This window comes from Clostridium saccharobutylicum DSM 13864, from assembly GCF_000473995.1.
Lineage (GTDB): Bacteria > Bacillota > Clostridia > Clostridiales > Clostridiaceae > Clostridium > Clostridium saccharobutylicum.
In genome coordinates, this window is the sequence record NC_022571.1 from 2,644,193 (window position 1) to 2,662,168 (window position 17,976).

Consider the following 17,976-nt stretch of genomic DNA (forward strand, 5'->3'; position numbering starts at 1 on the left):
AACAAAAAAGGCACCATAAAATCATTTTCCAATTGTTTATGAATACCTTCTTTTTTTATGCATTAATCCTTTTTATTTATGCATACTGTAAATACAGTTCCTTTGTTTTCCTTACTTTCGACATCTATTGTTCCAGAATGCAGAGTTAATATCTTCTTTACAAGAGTAAGGCCGATTCCGCTTCCTTCAATTTTTTGCCTGCTTTTATCTCCACGGTACATTCTTTCAAAAATATAAGGTAGATCTTCCTTCTTTATACCAATTCCATTATCTTTAATTTTAATTTTAACTGACTTTATATCACTACTAATATTGATCCAAACAGTTCCGTTTATATTATTAAATTTAATTGAATTAGATATAAGATTTATAAATACTTGTTTCAGCTTATCATAATCACCTAACACTATAAAACTTTTGTTTTCTTGTTTATTCATGATTAACTTTATATTTTTTTCATCAGCAGCAATATAAAAGTCATTAATTATATTTGAAAGAAGTTCTTCTATATTAACTAATCCTAATTTAAGCGCTATTTCATTAGACTCTATTTGTTTTAACACATTTAAATTATTCAAAAGCTTACCAAATCTTATTACTTCGTCATTTAGATTATTGAGTTTATCCGTTGTTACAGGTATAATTCCATCTATCATTGCTTCTAAATTATTCTGAAGTATATTTAATGGAGTTCTTATTTCATGAGAAATGTCTGAAATAAGTCTTTTTCGAAGTAAATCCTGACTATTTAATTTCTCACCTAAATCATTTATACTTTCAGTTAAATTCGTAATCTCTTCAATGTTGCTTTTGATATTAGATCTAGAATTATAATTTCCCTTTGATAAACTTACAGAAGTTTTTGAAACTTCTTTTATTGGTTCAGAAAATTGCTTTGATAGAATTAAACTTATTACAGATACTATTAATAGTGTTAATACTCCACTAAACACGATACTTTTATTAATTTGTGTCTTAAAACTTATATCTTCCTGTGATAGTAAAATAGGTGAATATTGACCTATTATAATATATCCTACTGTTTTATTATTTACATTTATATCAAAAGTACTAGTCATATAAACTCCTGTTTCTTGTGTACCGTTCATTGTCATATAATTTTTGGATTTTATATCTTCATGATTCATTTCCCATACAACTTTTTTATTCTCATCTAAAAGACTTAAACAATAATTACTCATGTATGCTTCATGCATCATTTCTTCACCTGAAGTTAAATTCCATCCTCCATCACTTTTGTAAACTTGTTGAAAGTACTGTACTAACCTTTCATTTCTTTGAGTTTGTATATTTTCCATATACTTATTGAATGTATCAGTTATAGTTTTATTTACAATTAAGGCTGACAGTAGTACTGCAACTACAGCACAAAATATTATAATAAAGCTCAATCTTCCTCTAATGCTTTGCTTCATAATTGTCACCAAACTTATACCCGATTTTTGTAACAGTAAGTATATATCTTGGGGATTTAGTATCTTCCTCAATTTTTTTACGTAAATTCTTGATATGAACATCTACACTTCTATCTGATCCATCAAAATCAATACCAAACACTCTTTCTATTATTGCTTCCCTTGTAAATGCTTTTCCTTTATTTGAAGCTAAAACATATAGTATATCAAATTCATTGGGAGTCAAACTTACTTCTTCACCATTTAATTTAACTAATCTCTTATCAATATCAATTATTAATTTGTTATCATTGAAAAAAAGTATATTTTCTTTGCTACCCTCAACTCTTCTAAATAATGCATTCACACGCGCAGTAAGTTCTCTTGGACTTAAAGGTTTGGTTAAATATTCATCAGCTCCAATATTTAATCCTTCTATTTTATCACTTAATGTGCTTTTAGCAGTTAGCATAAAAATATATACATCTGATATTTTTCTTAATATTTTGCACACTTCTTCACCATCAATATCTGGCAGCATTAAATCTAAAATTACAAGATTAATTCTTTCTTTTCTGAAAATCTCAATTCCATCTAATCCATTTTCAATAGAATATACCCCATATCCTTCTTTTTCTAAATATGCCTTTATAACATCTGATACACTTTTTTCATCTTCAATTATTAAAATGTTGTTCATAACATCCCCTCCATATAGCTAATATTAGTATTACTTTATCATATATTTAATAACTTAACATAAAATTATTCTTTAAAGAAGTTCTCTTATTATACTGAATTTCAAATTCTGTTACACTTAGGAACAATCAAAAAATAATAGTTCAGTAGCGCGTCTATTATTTTTTGATTATTCCTTAATAAAAGAAGATACTTCAAAATGATTTTTTCAAACATTTTGAAGTATCTCATTAATGGCAGCATCCACCACCACCTTTAAATACTCTAAAAACTATAAATGCAATAACAGCAATTATTAATATTGTAGCAACCATTTTCTTCTTCCTTTCTTTTAACACTTGCAAATGATTCTTATTATAAATAATAATTATGTAGAAATTATGAAGATAATGATTATCTCCAAATAAAATATTTATTAATTCTTATATTACAAGAAAGATTATCTGCATAAATTAGTCATTACTTTTCAAGATTAGCCGTTGTCTTGAAGACGTTAAAGATGTTCTTAATGATTTAAAGCAAGCTCTTAATTTAATAATTAAGTGATTTATATCACAGCAATACAACCTTTTATATTATAAAGTTAAATAAATCGATTTACTTTAAATTCAAAATTTTTAGGAGGAATCTGAAAATGAAAAAAATAAATGTTAACTATGAAAAAATGTATTACGGATTTCCTATAATTCTTATAAGTTTTTACGATAAAAATGGTGTTCCAAATGTAACTACCCTTTCATCTTCTTATACCCTTAAAGATATGGTGGTTCTTGGCTTTAGCAGTAAGGGATATGCAATAAATCAAATTAAAGAAGTTCATGATTTCGTAATTAATATTCCTGACAGTTCCCTTAGAAAAGAAGTTAGTTTTTGTGGCACTAAATCTGGCCATGAAATCCAAAAGTTTGATGCTGTTAACTTAACACCAGTTAAATCTTCAATTATAAATGCACCTATAATTGAAGAGTGTCCAATTTCTATAGAATGTACTTTAACTGATATTATCGAAAAAGATGCTTATAAAGGTGTCACTAATATTTTAGGAACTATTAAAGGCAGACTTATTTCAAATGAATATTTAAACACTGATGATACATTAAACCTTTCAAAATTTGATAATCTTTTATATTTTGGAGATGGAGTCAACAAAGGCTACAGATATATGAAAAATGAACTATAAGATAAGGAGGACATAAAATGTCTTATGAACGAATTTGGACCAAAGATCAAAAATTAAATGAAGTCGAACATATAAAGCTTGAAAAAGATGGTTTGGATGTGATTGAAACCATTGTAGAGAAATATTCAAAGGAAGGTTATAATTCTATAACTTCCGACGATATGAATAGATTTAAATGGGCTGGGGTTTACGAACAAAAGCCAAAAGAAGGATATTTTATGATGAGAGTACGTATAAATTCTGGAATTATGAGTTCCGTACAGGCAAAGACTTTAGCTGAAATTTCTAAAGATTATGGACGTGGAATTGCAAATGTAACCACAAGAGGTGCTATTCAATTTCACTGGGTTCAAGTTAAAGATTTACCTGTAATATTTAAAAGACTAGAAGAATGTGGTTTAAGTTCTTTTGAAGCGTGTGGAGACTGCCCTAGAACAATAGTTGGAAATCCACTTGCTGGAATTGATAAAGATGAGCTTATTGATACAACTGAAATAATAGAACAAGTTAATAATTTCTTCTTGTTAAATAAAGACTTTTCTAATTTACCTAGAAAATTTAAGATATCAATTTCTGCCAGCGTTCATAATGCTGCTCATGCTCAAATTAATGATATTTCCTTCACCCCAGCAATACAAAATATTGATGGAAATGAAGTAATTGGTTTTCACGTATGGGTTGGCGGAGGACTTTCAGCTACTCCCCATCTAGCACAAAAGCTTGATATCTTTGTAAAACCTGAGGATGTACTTAAAGTTGCCATCGGTGTATGTACTATTTTTAGAGATTATGGTTATAGAGAAAAACGTACTCGTGCTCGTTTAAAATTCTTAGTGGCAGATTGGGGCGTAGAAAAATTTAAAGATAAATTATTAGAATTAATCGGAGTTATACCAGGTAAAGGTGAAGATAAGTTAACTTCTTGGAATGCATGTTATTACTTTGGGGTACATTCCCAAAAACAAAAGGGAAAAAGCTATATTGGAATTAACTTGCCACTTGGTGAAATCTCAGCTGATGAACTTTTTGAGCTTTCTGAGATTTCTGAAAAATATGGTGATAGCAAAATTAGAACTACTTTATCTCAAAATTTAATTATCACTGGTATAAATAATGAAGATGTACCATCTTTACTAAATAAAGATGTCTTTAAGCATTTATCACCAACCCCAAGTACCTTTATTGGCTATACAGTTTCATGTACTGGTAAAGAATTTTGTAATTTAGCAATTGTTGAAACAAAGGAACGCGCTAAAAAGATAATTGAATATCTTGATTCCAAAATCAAATTAGATACACTGCTTCGTATTCATTTTACTGGCTGCCCTAATTCTTGTGGACAAAAGCACATAGCCGATATTAGCCTTCAAGGTGCACTTATAAAAAATGAAAATAGCTATGATGAAGCCTTTACCATTTGGCTTGGCGGCACATTAAACAATAACGGAAAGTTTGCTGAAAATCTAAACTTACGTGTAAAATCTGCTGATGTTCATATAATTCTTGAAAAAATAATACTTTTCTATAAAAAAAATAGGCTGGAAAATGAAGCTTTTAATCAATTTATTAGACGAGTCGGAATTAATGAGATTACCAAAAATATATGAACACTTAATTAAAACAACTTATTACATGAAAAAATTTGTAGAAACTGAATATTTTAAAACTTTCTATAAATACTAAAAGTAAGCAGTATTATATTACTATAATGTGCAAAAAAGCAGTTTATATACTACAAACATGGAATTAGTACAAGCTAAATTGCTAATGCCTCGTTAATTCTATCCTTATTACACAAAAAGAATGTAGCAAAGTTGATTGCACAAATCTATTCTACAATCACAAAAAATGTGCAATTCAAATACCATTTGCATTGCACATTTTTAATTAACTGCCAATTATTAACCAAACATATATTAATATCTGACTCAAAATATATCTCACATGACGAGTTATTATTTTTTTTATTTTTAACAAGGGTAAATACAAGGGAAAACTTAAAAATAACTAGATTTTCTCTTGTATTTTCTTCCATAAAAAAACTACATAGCTTCTTCAGCACTACAAACTCCTTCTATATTATGAAGCTGCAATAAGTAATCCCCATGATCACATTTTGTGGCTAAAGTTAACGTCATCATTAACCCAATAGTATGTTCGTCCATATCTGAAGATCTTTTAACTTCTAGATTAGATATTTTAGTTCCATCTGATTTTACAACATTTATAAAGTTTGTAACCCCAGCAATATCCTGGAGTTCAACGTATATATCTAAAACTTTAGAATGAGTCCTTGAATATAAATCCAACTTATGAAGTACTGTTACTACTCCAAGTAAAAAGATACATGATATTATTGCTCCTTCATAAAAACCAATTCCTATTGCTAGTCCCATACATGCACATGACCATAAACCTGCAGCAGTTGTAAGACCTTTAACTTGATTTCTTCCTACAACCATAATTGTTCCTGCTCCTAAAAATCCAATACCACTTATAACTTGAGCCCCCATTCTACCAGGATCCCCTGGCATACCAAGTACATCTGTCATATATTGGCTAGTTATCATAACCATGGTCGCTCCAATGCATACTAAAATATGTGTTCTAAATCCTGCTGGTCTTTTCTTTCGTCCTCTCTCTGCACCAATAATTCCAGCACAAATAGTAGCAAGTGCAAGTCTTAAGATTATTGAGGCAGTATTAACTTCTCTTAAATATATCGAAAGATTGTGTAACGTATTCTGCATAAACTTTACGCCTCCCTTTTCATGTTATTAAATAAATAACTGATTAACATAATATAATGTTATTATTAAAATTCGTATATAGAATTACTTATTTAGATTCAAACTTATACAATTTATCAATTATTGATATTTCTTAAATCAGAATAATTCACATGTTTTATTGTAAATATAGAATTCTATAATCTATTAATCAGTTATTTTTATTCTTATGTATCAGTATTATATAAAAAAAATAGACAATGTGTGCAAATTGTACATTCGACCCCATTGTCTCATATTTTATCTCTAGTGTATTTAATTATCACATTTCTAAATTTAATTAATGTTAATGTAATAATAATATTACATTAGTTATTATTTATTGTTTGCTTAATTAAGCATCTACGTTTTAAGATATTATATCAATATATACTTATTTAGTCAAAATTTATTAAACCACAATATTTAAAAATACATAATAGCAACATTAAAATGCTAATCCGCTTTTAACTTACTTAATTAAATAAATCTAATATCTCATCTTCTTTTAGATTACTAATAAATGAACCCACAGCTAAATCATCTCCTAAAATTTGATTTATTAGTTCTCTTTTCGAATCTTGAAGATTTACTATTTTTTCCTCAATTGTTCCACTAGAAATTAATTTAATAACTTCAACTATATGCTTTTGACCAATTCTATGAGCTCTATCTGTAGCTTGATCTTCAACAGCTGGATTCCACCACGGATCAAAATGTATTACAATATCTGCACTGGTTAAATTCAAACCTGTGCCTCCAGCTTTTAAAGATACTAAAAATACAGTATTTTCTCCATTATTAAATTCATCTACCATTTTCATTCTATTTAGTGAAGAAACTGATCCATCTAAATAAGAAAAAAGAAATTGTTTTTCTCTAAGAATATTTCCTATATTTTTAAGAACTGATGTAAATTGAGAGAATACAAGCACCTTATGACCTTCATCTACACTTTGTTCTAAGAGTTCAATAAGTGCATCAATTTTACCACTTCCACCAACATAATTATCCATTGTAACAGATGGATCTAAACATATTTGACGAAGTTTTGTTATATAAGATAATATTTCAATTTTGCTCTTATTAAATTCATCATCTTTAACTTTTTTTTCAATTAAATCTTTAGCATAATTAGCATATGTCTCATAAACAATTTTTTGTTCATCGCTTAGTGGTACAAGTAATCTCTTTTCAATTTTATCTGGTAATTCTTTAATTACATTTTTCTTATATCGTCTTAAAATAAAAGGTTTAACCAACCTATTTAATTCTTCTAAAATTTCTGGACTTTCTTCAAGTCTTCTATGATATCTAGTTATAAACTTTTTTTCAGTAAACAAATAACCTGGCATTATAAAATCAAAAATAGACCAAAGTTCCATTAATGAATTTTCTATAGGAGTTCCAGTTAATGCAAATCTCACCTTGGATTTTATTTCTTTTACTGATTTTGCACTTAAAGAACTTGGATTTTTAATATTTTGAGCTTCATCTAAAATACAATAATCAAATTCCATAGTGTAATGATTTAAATCTCTTCTTAACAAATTATAAGTTGTTAATATTACATCATATTCGCTGTAGTTTTTAATTAATTCTTCTCTTTCTTCCTTGACTCCATTACATATTAAAACTTTTATAGATGGTGCAAATTTTTTAAATTCATTACTCCAATTATATATTAGTGAAGTTGGAGCTACTATAAGAGTTTTTGAACCTGGCTTGGAAAGCAACATTGTTATAGTTTGAAGCGTTTTACCAAGTCCCATTTCATCTCCAAGTATTCCACCAAAACCTAAATAATCTAAAGTTCTAAACCAATTATATCCATCCTTTTGATATTCTCGTAGTTTAGCTTGAAGACCATATGGAGGTTGGAATATTTTACCTTTAATATTATGCAGTCTATTTTTAAGTTCTTTAATTTCATCACAGCCTTCAATATATCTTAATTCCTTTTCTTCAAGATAATCCTCAAGATATGCACCTTTATTCATAGGAACTTCTATTAAATTATTATTCAGTTCTTCTTGTAAAAGTAAATTATCTAGTAAAGTTAATGCATCCTTCATTGAATCATCTTCTAAATCTAAAAATTCACCATTTTCAAGCTTATAATATCTTAAATTATTTCTAAAGCTTCGAAGTATTTTTGCTGTCTCCTCTTCTGAAATGTTAGAAATCTCAAATTTAAATTCAAAGTAATTAAATTTACCTTTTCTAACTTCTCCTTTAAAATCTGATTTTGTTATGGATTTTATTCCATTAAATCTTTCAGAATAATAAACTTCTCCATATCTTTGAAGTTTTTCAAGTTCATATTTAAAAAATCTAAAAGCATCATCATCGTTTCTAAGAAAGTATAGCTTTCCATTGATTTCTTCAAACCCAAGACTTCTTAAAATACCAAATACTTCTCTTTCTTTTTCAACATCTCTGTATATGACTTTACCATTATATTCTTCAAAATAATTAAATTCATGTCCTTCATAAGATACCTTATATAGTAGCGAAATTTCTTTATCTCTATCAAAATAAAACTTAAAACTAACTGGCCCTGTTACAACTTTATTTCTCATTTCTTTAGATAAAGTCAAATCGTTTGTTATCTTTTGAACAGATGGAATTAATTCCTTTAGGATTCTTTCTTCTTGATTTTTTTTGAAACTAATTCTAGATGTTGCATTAAAAATCTTTAAGTAGGGAGAAAGTCGTTCACATTGTTCTATAGAAGGTATATAAATTGATGTTCCATATAAAAACACATCCTCATTTTCAGTTAAAGCTTCTGGCATACCATTGACAGCTTCTAAGAAAATTTGTTCTTTCTTATTTACTAAAGAAAATGGAATTGGCATATCTCCTTCTATAATTTCAGATTCTAAAATTCTATAAAAAAAACCATCCCCTAAATAAATTCTTTTATTTTTTATAATATGTAAAAATTCTTTAAACATAATATCTGGAATTGTTAATAGCTTACCATCTATTAGTTTATCCTGATATCGTCTAAAATTTCTATCATGTTCTGCCAAGTATTTAATATTATTGATAAATTTAATTAGTCTTCTATCTTCATATGATAATCTTTGTTTTTTTATATCCAAAACAAAACTTTTTCCATATTTAATTGGAACTTTATTATAAAGAGATACTAAAAAACCATTAACGTCTCTAATCATATACATTTTATTACTTATACTTTTTAATCCTACTTTAAATTCAGCTTGAAGCTTCGAAGACCAATTATTTTTATTAATGGTAACTTCAAATTTCAGCTCTTCTTTGTCATTATCATCAATAAGTAATGACAATAAGTCATCATCTTTATCTTTCTTTAATTTAGATATATTCTTTTTCACTTCAAGGGAACGGGTTATTTTATTTCTTAACTCATCATCGTCATCAATTTTTTTTAAAAACGTATAAAATGCTGCTGCAATATGCTTACAACAATAATTATCTTTTTTAAACTCATTTTTTTCAAAATCCATGCAACTACAATGAGTTCCAATTATCTCTTTTGTTACGCTATCAATTTCTATTTTACATGAGTATTCACTAAGAAGGCTTTCAGATACTACAGAAGAATTTATATTAATACTATCATTATCTACATCAACATTTAATTCGCTAATTAAATCATTTTTTAAGACACGTTCTCCTTTAATTCTAATTGCGTTGGTTAAGCATTTATTAAACCCCTCTAGTAAAATTTGTTTTATCAATATTAATCACCTACGTTTTTCAATAATAGCATTTATTATAGATAATATTTTCTGACTTTAACTATCTATTTATTAACTTCTTTAATGCTTTTAATTAAATCCACACTAATGTATTGAGATTTTGAAACTCCTTTTCGAAAGTATCTTATCTGTTTATATTTATTTCCTTGAAGTTCCATATCTAGTACATCTATTCTTTCACCTGTGAATATAGTTGGTTCTTGCTTGCCTTTTAAATAAATATGTAATTCCATATATGTTTTACAATGAGATTATTGCACTATTTTTATGAATTAATCTCATTGTAATTCCTCACTTTCTAACTAAAATTCGCATAAGTTTATCTCTATTAACATTTAGCTTTATAAGCTTCTATATTTTCAGCTATCTCATTTAAGTATTCCCATCTCACATATTTTTCATCTAATAAAGTTTGAACTTCTTCTTTCTCTTTCATAAGTTCATTAAGTTTACCATAGTTTGTTGAATTCTTAGCCATATCAGTTTCAAGAGTTTCAATTTTATTTTCAAGCTTAGCGATTGTCTCATCAATTGTTTCAAATTCCTTTTGTTCCTTAAATGTGAATTTAGGCTTATTATCTTTTATCTTTTCCTTAGTTACTTTATTTTTTTCTTCCTTAGTTTTTTCTTGAGATTTTTCATTGCTTACAAAACTAGCTTTTTCTATTTCTTTAGCAATTAAAAAATCGCTATAGTTACCGTTATATTCTTTTATAAGCCCATTACCTTCATAAGAAAATATCTTATTACAGATTCTATCTAAGAAGTATCTATCATGAGAAACTACAATTACTATTCCAATAAACTTATCCAAGAAATCTTCTAGAATCTTTAAAGTTTCAATGTCCAAATCATTAGTAGGCTCATCTAAGATTAAGAAATTAGGCGATTCCATCAACACTCTAAGTAAATGAAGACGTCGCTTTTCTCCACCAGATAACTTTTCAATTGGAGTATATTGCATATTACTATCAAACAAAAATCTTTCACACATAGTTGATGCAGTTATTTTAGTTCCGTCTTCTACTGGAATATATTCTCCACCTTCTCTAACATAATCAATCACTCTAAGTTTTGGCTCCATATTGGTATTATCTTGAGCAAAGCATCCAATCTTCACAGTATCTCCAATTTCAATAGTACCACTATCTAAAGATAATTTACCTCTAATTAAATTAACTAATGTTGTTTTTCCAACACCATTTTCTCCTATTATTCCAACCCTATCATCTCTTAAAAACATATAATTAAAGTCTTTAATTAAAGTTCTATTTCCAAAAGATTTACATATATCATATAACTCTACAGTTTTCTTACCAAGTCTAGTTCCTACAAATGAAATATCTACATCTTCTTGCCTTTTCACTGTTTCTATACTCTTTAATTCGTCAAATCTTTGAAGTCGAGCTTTTTGTTTTGTACTCCTAGCTTTAGCTCCACGACGAACCCATTTTAATTCATTCCTAATAAGTGCATTTCTTTTCTCCTCCTGAACAGACTCAGTCTCAAGTCTTTCAATTTTCTTCTCTAAGAAAGCTGTATAATTTCCAGGATAAGAATAAAGATTACCCCTGTCTAATTCTATTATTCTATTAGTAACTCTATCAAGAAAATATCTATCATGAGTTATCATCAAAAGAGCACCTTTTCTAGCATTTAAAAATTCCTCTAGCCATTCTATTGAATCAGAATCTAAATGATTAGTAGGCTCATCTAAAATAAGAAGATCACATGGAGTAATAAGAGCTCCTGCTAATGCAATTCTTTTCTTTTGCCCACCAGATAAATTTCCTACTTTTTCAGTATAATTTTTTATACCAAGCTTATTAAGAATTGTTTTAGCATCACTTTCTAAATCCCAAAGATTCAATGAATCGATTTGTTCTTGAACCTTGATTAATTTATTATTTAAAGAATCAAACTCTTCAGGACTTGAAGAATTAATTTTATCTAATAGCTCTTCGTATTCTTTAAGGAGCTTCATTTCTCTAGTATCACCTTTAAAAACTTGTTCTAAAACTGTTGCATTTGTGTCAAAAGGTGGATCTTGTTCTAGAAATTCTATTCTAATATTTTTACCTTTAGTTATTGTGCCTTCAAAAAATTCTTCTTTACCACCAACAATTTTTAAAAAGGTAGATTTACCCGCACCATTTAGTCCTATTAAACCTATTTTATCTCCATCATTAATACCGAGTGAAACATCATTTAATAAAACTTTCTCACTATAGGTTTTTCTTATATTTTCTAAAGTAATTATATTCATTAGTTTTAAACTCCTTCTTAATAGTGTATATTAATTTATTTTAACACAGTTACTGCAATAATCCAAAATTTAACCTTTTTATTTTAATGTATCATTGTACTTGTTTTGTATTTTTTATATTATTAGTTTATTTTTGTTTTTTATCACTAGACTCTGAATTAAGTTTTTTTCATACTTTACTTTACATAATAATTATTATATTGATTAAAATTAAAATGTAAACTACTGCATATTCTTTGGTTGTAATTACTATGTATATGATTTTATATATTATGTACCATACAATAAATAAAATCATATAAATTAAATTTAAATTTCTTTTAAAGTATACTTAATATAAAAAAAGAGATAAGATACTTTCTTACATCTTACCCCGTCTATAGATTACTTTATTCCACTAATTAAATCTTCTATCTCTTTGTAATTTTTATCTTCTTCGTATACTTTTAATAATATTGCTTTTGCTTTATCATAATCATTAAGTTTTAAATACGTCATACCTAAAAAATAATTAAATTCAATTAAATGCTCATTAATTTGTTTGTTATTGTCTTTTACCTCATTAAAAACTTTAAGAGCTTGTTTATATTCTCCCTTCAAATAATATGCTTTTCCAAGAAGAATATCTCTTATAGTTCGCATAGGATCTTGTTCTTCATATTTAACTAATTTTAAATGCTTAATAGAATTTGAATATTCATTCATATTAAAATAACATGCAGCAATAAGATAATTATATTTACTATTTTTAACTTCAAGAACTCCACTATTTAATAAATTTTCTATTGTTTTTTTAAAATTGCTTTCTTTATAAAATATAGATGAAAGTAAAACATAAGATACTTTGTTGTTTGGGTTGGATTTTATTGAGTCATAAAGTTCTTCTTTTGCTTTAATCATATCATTTTTTTCCATATATTCTAAGGCAAGATTATAATGTGTTGCTGATACATTCTTAGAACAATTTTTATATAATATAAATATTATAACTGATATTAAAATAAGAAAAATTCCGCCATATAAATTTTTAGAACAAAGTATTATACCCGATATTAACATCCAAATTACCCAGCTGCCTTCCATATCTTGATACTTAGCACATTGAGACAAATCCATTTCATAAACTGTAATATTTCTTTTTATAGGTTTGTTTGTCTCTTTTTTATCTCTTTTTTCTTCCATCATCTAATATTCTCCCATCTTATATATTACTTTTAAATTTTATCGATGATAAATGTTTAAAATATTACTTATTATTTGTTATGCAATAAAAGTTTATCTTTTATATAGTCAGATTTTAGAATAGAATAATATTTACAGTCTACTAAATTTCCTTCTTTATCCTTTATTACATTTCTCAATGTACCTTCATAAATAAACTTACATTTTTTCATCACTCTTCCTGATGCTAAATTTCCCAAGTGACGTCGAGCTGAAATTCTCTCAAATCCTATTTCACAAAATGCAAAGTCAATAACTCTAATTAATGCTTCATACATTATTCCTTTATTCCAAAATTCTTTTCCTAAACAATATCCCACTTCACAATTCCCATTATAATTATCTACACTAAATAAACAGATACTTCCCATAATTTTTTTATTCTTCTTATCTTGTATGACCCAATTATAGAATTCCTTCTCATTATAAGATTTAACCCAAAGAGCTACTGCCAAACTAGTTCTATTTATATCTTTGTGCTCTTTCCAAGTTAAATATCGAGTAACTTCCTCATCACATGCCCAATTATAATACATATCTTCAATATCGTTTACCGTAAAAGGTCTCAATATCAGTCTTGCAGTCTCTAAAATGCATGTCCCTTTATGATTTAGCATTATAGTCCTCCCAATATATCTTATATTTAAGTTATTTATATCCTTAGCATAAAAAACTATATTTTCATTCTTACAAAAATACAATTATAGTAATTATATCATATGACACTATAAATTTATAATTTTCTCAAATGAAATTATTTTTTATTAGATATTTACTTTGCTTTTACTTAAAAATATATATTTTGACAAACATTCCATACATCATTTAAATTTTTTTGTTTTCATATATACAATTTTAGAGTATAATAATCTGTGAAGAGAAATTAATATGTAAAGTATTACTAATTAATTTCCCAATATATTATAGTTATAATAAATATACAAGTATACGGAGGTCGTACAATGTTAACATCAGCTAAAGAAATGTTAAACAAAGCAAGAGCAGGAAAATACGCAGTAGGTCAATTCAACATTAACAACTTAGAATGGACTAAAGCTGTATTATTAACTGCACAAGAAAATAATTCACCAGTTATCTTAGGAGTATCTGAAGGTGCTGGAAAATACATGACTGGATATAAGACTGTAAGTGCTATGGTTAAAGCAATGATTGAAGAATTAAACATCACTGTTCCAGTTGCTTTACACTTAGATCACGGTAGTTATGAAGGAGCTAAAGCTTGTATAGAAGCAGGATTCTCATCAATCATGTTTGATGGATCTCACTATCCAATAGCTGAAAATATAGAAAAAACTAAAGAATTAGTTGCTGTTGCTAATGCAAAAGGACTTTCTTTAGAAGCAGAAGTTGGTTCAATCGGTGGAGAAGAAGATGGAGTTGTAGGAAAAGGTGAAGTTGCTGACCCAAATGAATGTAAGCAAATCGCTGATTTAGGAGTTACTATGTTAGCTGCTGGAATCGGAAACATACACGGAAAATATCCTGCTAACTGGTCTGGATTAGATTTTGATGCATTAGCTAAAATCGAAGAAGCAGTTGGAACTACTATGCCTTTAGTATTACATGGTGGTACTGGAATTCCTGAAGATATGATAAAGAAAGCTATCTCATTAGGAGTTGCTAAAATCAACGTTAACACTGAATGTCAATTATCATTCCAAGAAGCTACAAGAAAATATATTGAAGCTGGAAAAGATTTAGAAGGAAAAGGATTTGACCCAAGAAAATTATTAAATCCTGGATTCGAAGCAATTAAGGCTACAGTTAAAGAAAAAATGGAATTATTCGGTTCTGTTAACAGAGCTTAATTATCCAAAAATTAAGAACTGTCTCAAATTGGGACAGTTCTTTTTTCACATTCATTCAATTAATAATAAATAAAACTTAAGATATAACTAATAATTAATTTTCATATAAATATATTACTTTATCTTAGAATTGATTCCATTATAAAGATAAAGTAAATAATCCACATTAAAATTGTTATCTAACAGTTTATCAATTCTTGCTTTGGCTCTTTCTATTGTCTCTCTTGCTTCCCTAAAATCTTTATCTTTTATACAATTGCTAGTATACGTTAAAAAATAGTCTATTTTTAAAACATCTTCCGCCAAATCTTCTCTATCTTTATTTACTAATTCAACTAGCAATGAGTAAATCTTAGGCGAAGTTGTATTTTTAGTATCTTTTAATATATCTGTATTTCTACTAGTTTTCTTTGCCATAATTAATGCACCTCATTTCCATAAAATTATATCATTGTAATGTATACTTTTCCAGATTAAATATAACAACTTCGAATTGTTAACCTTGTTCATTAATTAGTTGACATTTAATTTATAGAAATGTATACTAAATATTAGAATTAATCAAATTAATATAAATAATACTTTAACTAATTCTATTTAAAATATATTAAAGGAGGAATAAATAAATGAAATTTAATTTATCAACAAGAGAAATAACACTAATTGGAATGTGTGCTGCTTTAATGGCTATTTTTTCTCAGCTTTCATTACCGCTGCCTTTTACTACAGTACCAGTAACTTTGCAAATTTTCGCAGTGGTAATCATATCAGTTATAGCAGGTGCCAAAATAGGAACACTTTCACTTATAATTTTTGAACTTCTTGGTGCTATTGGTTTACCTGTTTTTGCAAATTTGAAAGGTGGATTTGGTGTAATAGTTGGACCGACAGGTGGTTATCTTATAGGATATATTATTATGGCATTTTTAATAGGATATGCGTCATATAAAGAGAATAAAATTTTATTATTTATAGCATCATACTTTGGTGTATCAATTGATTTTTTCATCGGAGCACTTCAACTTAAAATGGTAACAGGTATGAATATACAAGCATCACTTGCTGCTGGTGTTTATCCATTTATAATTAAAGATTTCATTGCAACTGCAGTTGCAATTATAATAGGATTTAAAGTAAAAAAAAGTGTTCAAAATATAGTGAAGAAAAATGTTATTGCTTAGACCACATCATATAAATTGTTTATTTTTTTATAAAGGGTTAGGCTATAGTAAAGAATTTATAAAAGGAATGAATGAAATTCCAATTTTACTTAAAAAAGATCCAAATACTACACTTAAACTTGTCACAGGATGTGATAATGTATGTTTTTATTGTCCTAATAAACAATTAAATAATATTTGCATAACAAAAGAGAAAGTAGATAATTTAGATTATAATACCTTAAAAATATACAATCTTAAACTGAATAAAGAATATAAATTCAGGGGAATTATAGATAATATTTATAAAAACTTTAATAAAAATAATTTTCATGCAATATGCAGCACTTGTAATTGGTACAAGCAAGGTATTTGCAGTGATAATGCCATTATAGATCAATTAAAAAATTGGAATTTATGATTTTAGTACGATATTTAAATTTCACATATAGATATCAAAATCAAGATTTAAACTTATGTAGTAACTAACCGAAATAGATATATACTCAAAGCATGAGTGTTATTTATAAATTGTTTATCTATATAATATGGTGACTTTACCGAAATCAAATACATTTTTGTTCCACAGGACTATTAAAATTAGTTTGAAATTTCTAAATGAGAGATTGCCCCATTCCTACATGTTCCTTAAACAAGTTAAAGACACGCAAGAATGGAACAATCTCTAATTAACAAACTTCACAACTAATTTTCAAATGCCTTATTAAGGTAATATCAACACACGTTTTGATGTAGATCCTAAAAATTAATGAATAATGTTTAGTTATTATGCTTTATAACAAGCAACTTATTTCCATTCCTTTGAAATTCATAATTTGTTTGCATTATTGAAATGTCATACTTATTATTATAATGTTCAATTATTTGTTCTAAAAGATTAGATTTCTTTGCATCTAAATCTAATATCGGAAAAATACGAATTTCTTTGCAAATTCTAAGCATTTCATCAATAGCTTTTATATGAAAATTTAGGCCTAATTTGGAATATAGCAATAAAAAATGTGAACTTAATCCAATATCAAAGCATTTTTCTGAAAAACTAGTTCTGTTAGGAAGTTCATGTGGTATATATCTCTTTTCTTTTTTGCCTTGTTCAAAGTCTAATATAAAATTATTCATTGCATTCATTCTGATTTTTTCTAAGTCATCTAGATTTTTTATACTTGTCCAGCAAAAATTATCCTTATTTTGTTTAGTTTGTTCCATTACAATATCTTTGGTTTCTCGTATTCTATTTATTAATTCTTCTTTGGTAAATGCATAAATTGGATCAAAGGATACTACATTATTATTTAATCTTTTCATTTCAAAATTAAAACTTGCAGGCCCATCACCAAAACTTGCAATTGATTTTTTTAAATCTTCATCACTTAATACAAACATCATTTTATATTCGTCTAAAGTTCTTCCCCAAGGAACTACTGTTGATAATTCAAATGCCATTAGACTTCCTCCTTTTGTCTTAGTTCTTCATATTCAGACAACTCAAAATTTATAAATGACTTAACTATCTCTCCATCAATCCTATCTATACTTTCCCTTACCTCTTCTAAATTTTCACATTTCATATAACTCCACTTCTTTCTTTGATTTTAAACTTATATAATAGATTAAATAAAACAAGCCACTTCATCCTCAAATTTTGAGACGAAGTGACTCGTTCTA

16 protein-coding genes are annotated in these 17,976 nt (G+C 27.1%); 5 read left to right on the forward strand and 11 right to left on the reverse strand.

Annotated elements, in window-relative coordinates; translation table 11 throughout:
• Positions 1-62: 62 nt before the first annotated feature.
• Together CLSA_RS11310 and CLSA_RS11315 are read right to left on the reverse strand one after the other, a co-directional pair.
• The gene (locus tag CLSA_RS11310) at positions 63-1,436 is read right to left on the reverse strand and encodes a sensor histidine kinase (RefSeq protein ID WP_022746464.1); all 1,374 of its coding nucleotides are present in this window, start codon (positions 1,434-1,436) and stop codon (positions 63-65) included.
• A complete protein-coding gene (locus tag CLSA_RS11315) occupies positions 1,420-2,115 on the reverse strand; it encodes a response regulator transcription factor (protein WP_022746465.1) in 696 nt (231 codons plus the stop codon). The genes CLSA_RS11310 and CLSA_RS11315 overlap by 17 nt, the downstream gene beginning before the upstream one ends.
• Positions 2,116-2,748: 633 nt before the next feature.
• On the opposite strand from CLSA_RS11315, the gene CLSA_RS11320 reads away from it, so the two are divergent.
• Positions 2,749-3,294: a flavin reductase family protein gene (locus tag CLSA_RS11320; RefSeq protein ID WP_022746467.1), complete on the forward strand. Its 546-nt coding sequence runs from the start codon at positions 2,749-2,751 to the stop codon at positions 3,292-3,294.
• Between the two features lie 17 nt (positions 3,295-3,311).
• Positions 3,312-4,901 carry a nitrite/sulfite reductase gene (locus CLSA_RS11325; protein WP_022746468.1) on the forward strand — a complete coding sequence of 530 codons (1,590 nt, stop codon included), beginning with the start codon at positions 3,312-3,314 and terminating at the stop codon, positions 4,899-4,901.
• Between the two features lie 435 nt (positions 4,902-5,336).
• On the opposite strand, the gene CLSA_RS11335 is transcribed toward CLSA_RS11325, so the two are convergent.
• The 6 genes from CLSA_RS11335 to CLSA_RS11360 all read right to left on the reverse strand — a co-directional run bounded on the left by CLSA_RS11335 (position 5,337) and on the right by CLSA_RS11360 (position 13,918).
• The gene (locus tag CLSA_RS11335; RefSeq protein ID WP_022746469.1) at positions 5,337-6,044 is read right to left on the reverse strand and encodes an MgtC/SapB family protein; all 708 of its coding nucleotides are present in this window, start codon (positions 6,042-6,044) and stop codon (positions 5,337-5,339) included.
• A gap of 494 nt (positions 6,045-6,538) precedes the next feature.
• Positions 6,539-9,793, reverse strand: coding sequence for a DEAD/DEAH box helicase (locus CLSA_RS11340; RefSeq protein ID WP_022746470.1), 3,255 nt, complete (start codon positions 9,791-9,793; stop codon positions 6,539-6,541).
• 65 nt (positions 9,794-9,858) lie between these two features.
• A complete protein-coding gene (locus CLSA_RS11345; RefSeq protein WP_022746471.1) occupies positions 9,859-10,047 on the reverse strand; it encodes a hypothetical protein in 189 nt (62 codons plus the stop codon).
• Between the two features lie 95 nt (positions 10,048-10,142).
• Positions 10,143-12,080, reverse strand: a complete 1,938-nt coding sequence (locus CLSA_RS11350; RefSeq protein ID WP_022746472.1) for an ABC-F family ATP-binding cassette domain-containing protein — start codon at positions 12,078-12,080, stop codon at positions 10,143-10,145.
• Positions 12,081-12,464: 384 nt separating this feature from the next.
• A complete protein-coding gene (locus CLSA_RS11355; RefSeq protein ID WP_022746473.1) occupies positions 12,465-13,265 on the reverse strand; it encodes a tetratricopeptide repeat protein in 801 nt (266 codons plus the stop codon).
• Between the two features lie 68 nt (positions 13,266-13,333).
• Positions 13,334-13,918: a GNAT family N-acetyltransferase gene (locus CLSA_RS11360; RefSeq protein WP_022746474.1), complete on the reverse strand. Its 585-nt coding sequence runs from the start codon at positions 13,916-13,918 to the stop codon at positions 13,334-13,336.
• Positions 13,919-14,263: 345 nt separating this feature from the next.
• Between CLSA_RS11360 and fba the strand changes: the two genes are divergently transcribed.
• Positions 14,264-15,130 carry a class II fructose-1,6-bisphosphate aldolase gene (gene fba, locus CLSA_RS11365; RefSeq protein WP_022746475.1) on the forward strand — a complete coding sequence of 289 codons (867 nt, stop codon included), beginning with the start codon at positions 14,264-14,266 and terminating at the stop codon, positions 15,128-15,130.
• 114 nt (positions 15,131-15,244) lie between these two features.
• On the opposite strand, the gene CLSA_RS11370 is transcribed toward fba, so the two are convergent.
• On the reverse strand, positions 15,245-15,547 hold the full coding sequence (locus tag CLSA_RS11370) for a hypothetical protein (RefSeq protein ID WP_022746476.1): 303 nt from the start codon (positions 15,545-15,547) through the stop codon (positions 15,245-15,247).
• A gap of 209 nt (positions 15,548-15,756) precedes the next feature.
• Here CLSA_RS11370 and CLSA_RS11375 point away from each other — a divergent pair, with 209 nt between their 5' ends.
• Both CLSA_RS11375 and CLSA_RS11380 read left to right on the forward strand, forming a co-directional pair.
• Positions 15,757-16,311 (forward strand): biotin transporter BioY, encoded by a 555-nt coding sequence (locus tag CLSA_RS11375; RefSeq protein WP_022746477.1) that lies wholly within the window; start codon positions 15,757-15,759, stop codon positions 16,309-16,311.
• Entirely contained in the window at positions 16,298-16,711 is a 414-nt protein-coding gene (locus CLSA_RS11380; protein WP_022746478.1) for a DUF1284 domain-containing protein, read from the forward strand. The genes CLSA_RS11375 and CLSA_RS11380 overlap by 14 nt, the downstream gene beginning before the upstream one ends.
• 359 nt (positions 16,712-17,070) lie before the next feature.
• On the opposite strand, the gene CLSA_RS11385 is transcribed toward CLSA_RS11380, so the two are convergent.
• Both CLSA_RS11385 and CLSA_RS24315 read right to left on the reverse strand, forming a co-directional pair.
• Positions 17,071-17,754 carry a hypothetical protein gene (locus tag CLSA_RS11385; protein ID WP_022746479.1) on the reverse strand — a complete coding sequence of 228 codons (684 nt, stop codon included), beginning with the start codon at positions 17,752-17,754 and terminating at the stop codon, positions 17,071-17,073.
• Positions 17,754-17,879 carry a hypothetical protein gene (locus CLSA_RS24315; RefSeq protein WP_022746480.1) on the reverse strand — a complete coding sequence of 42 codons (126 nt, stop codon included), beginning with the start codon at positions 17,877-17,879 and terminating at the stop codon, positions 17,754-17,756. Before CLSA_RS24315 ends, CLSA_RS11385 begins: the two co-directional genes overlap by 1 nt.
• Positions 17,880-17,976 lie beyond the last annotated feature (97 nt).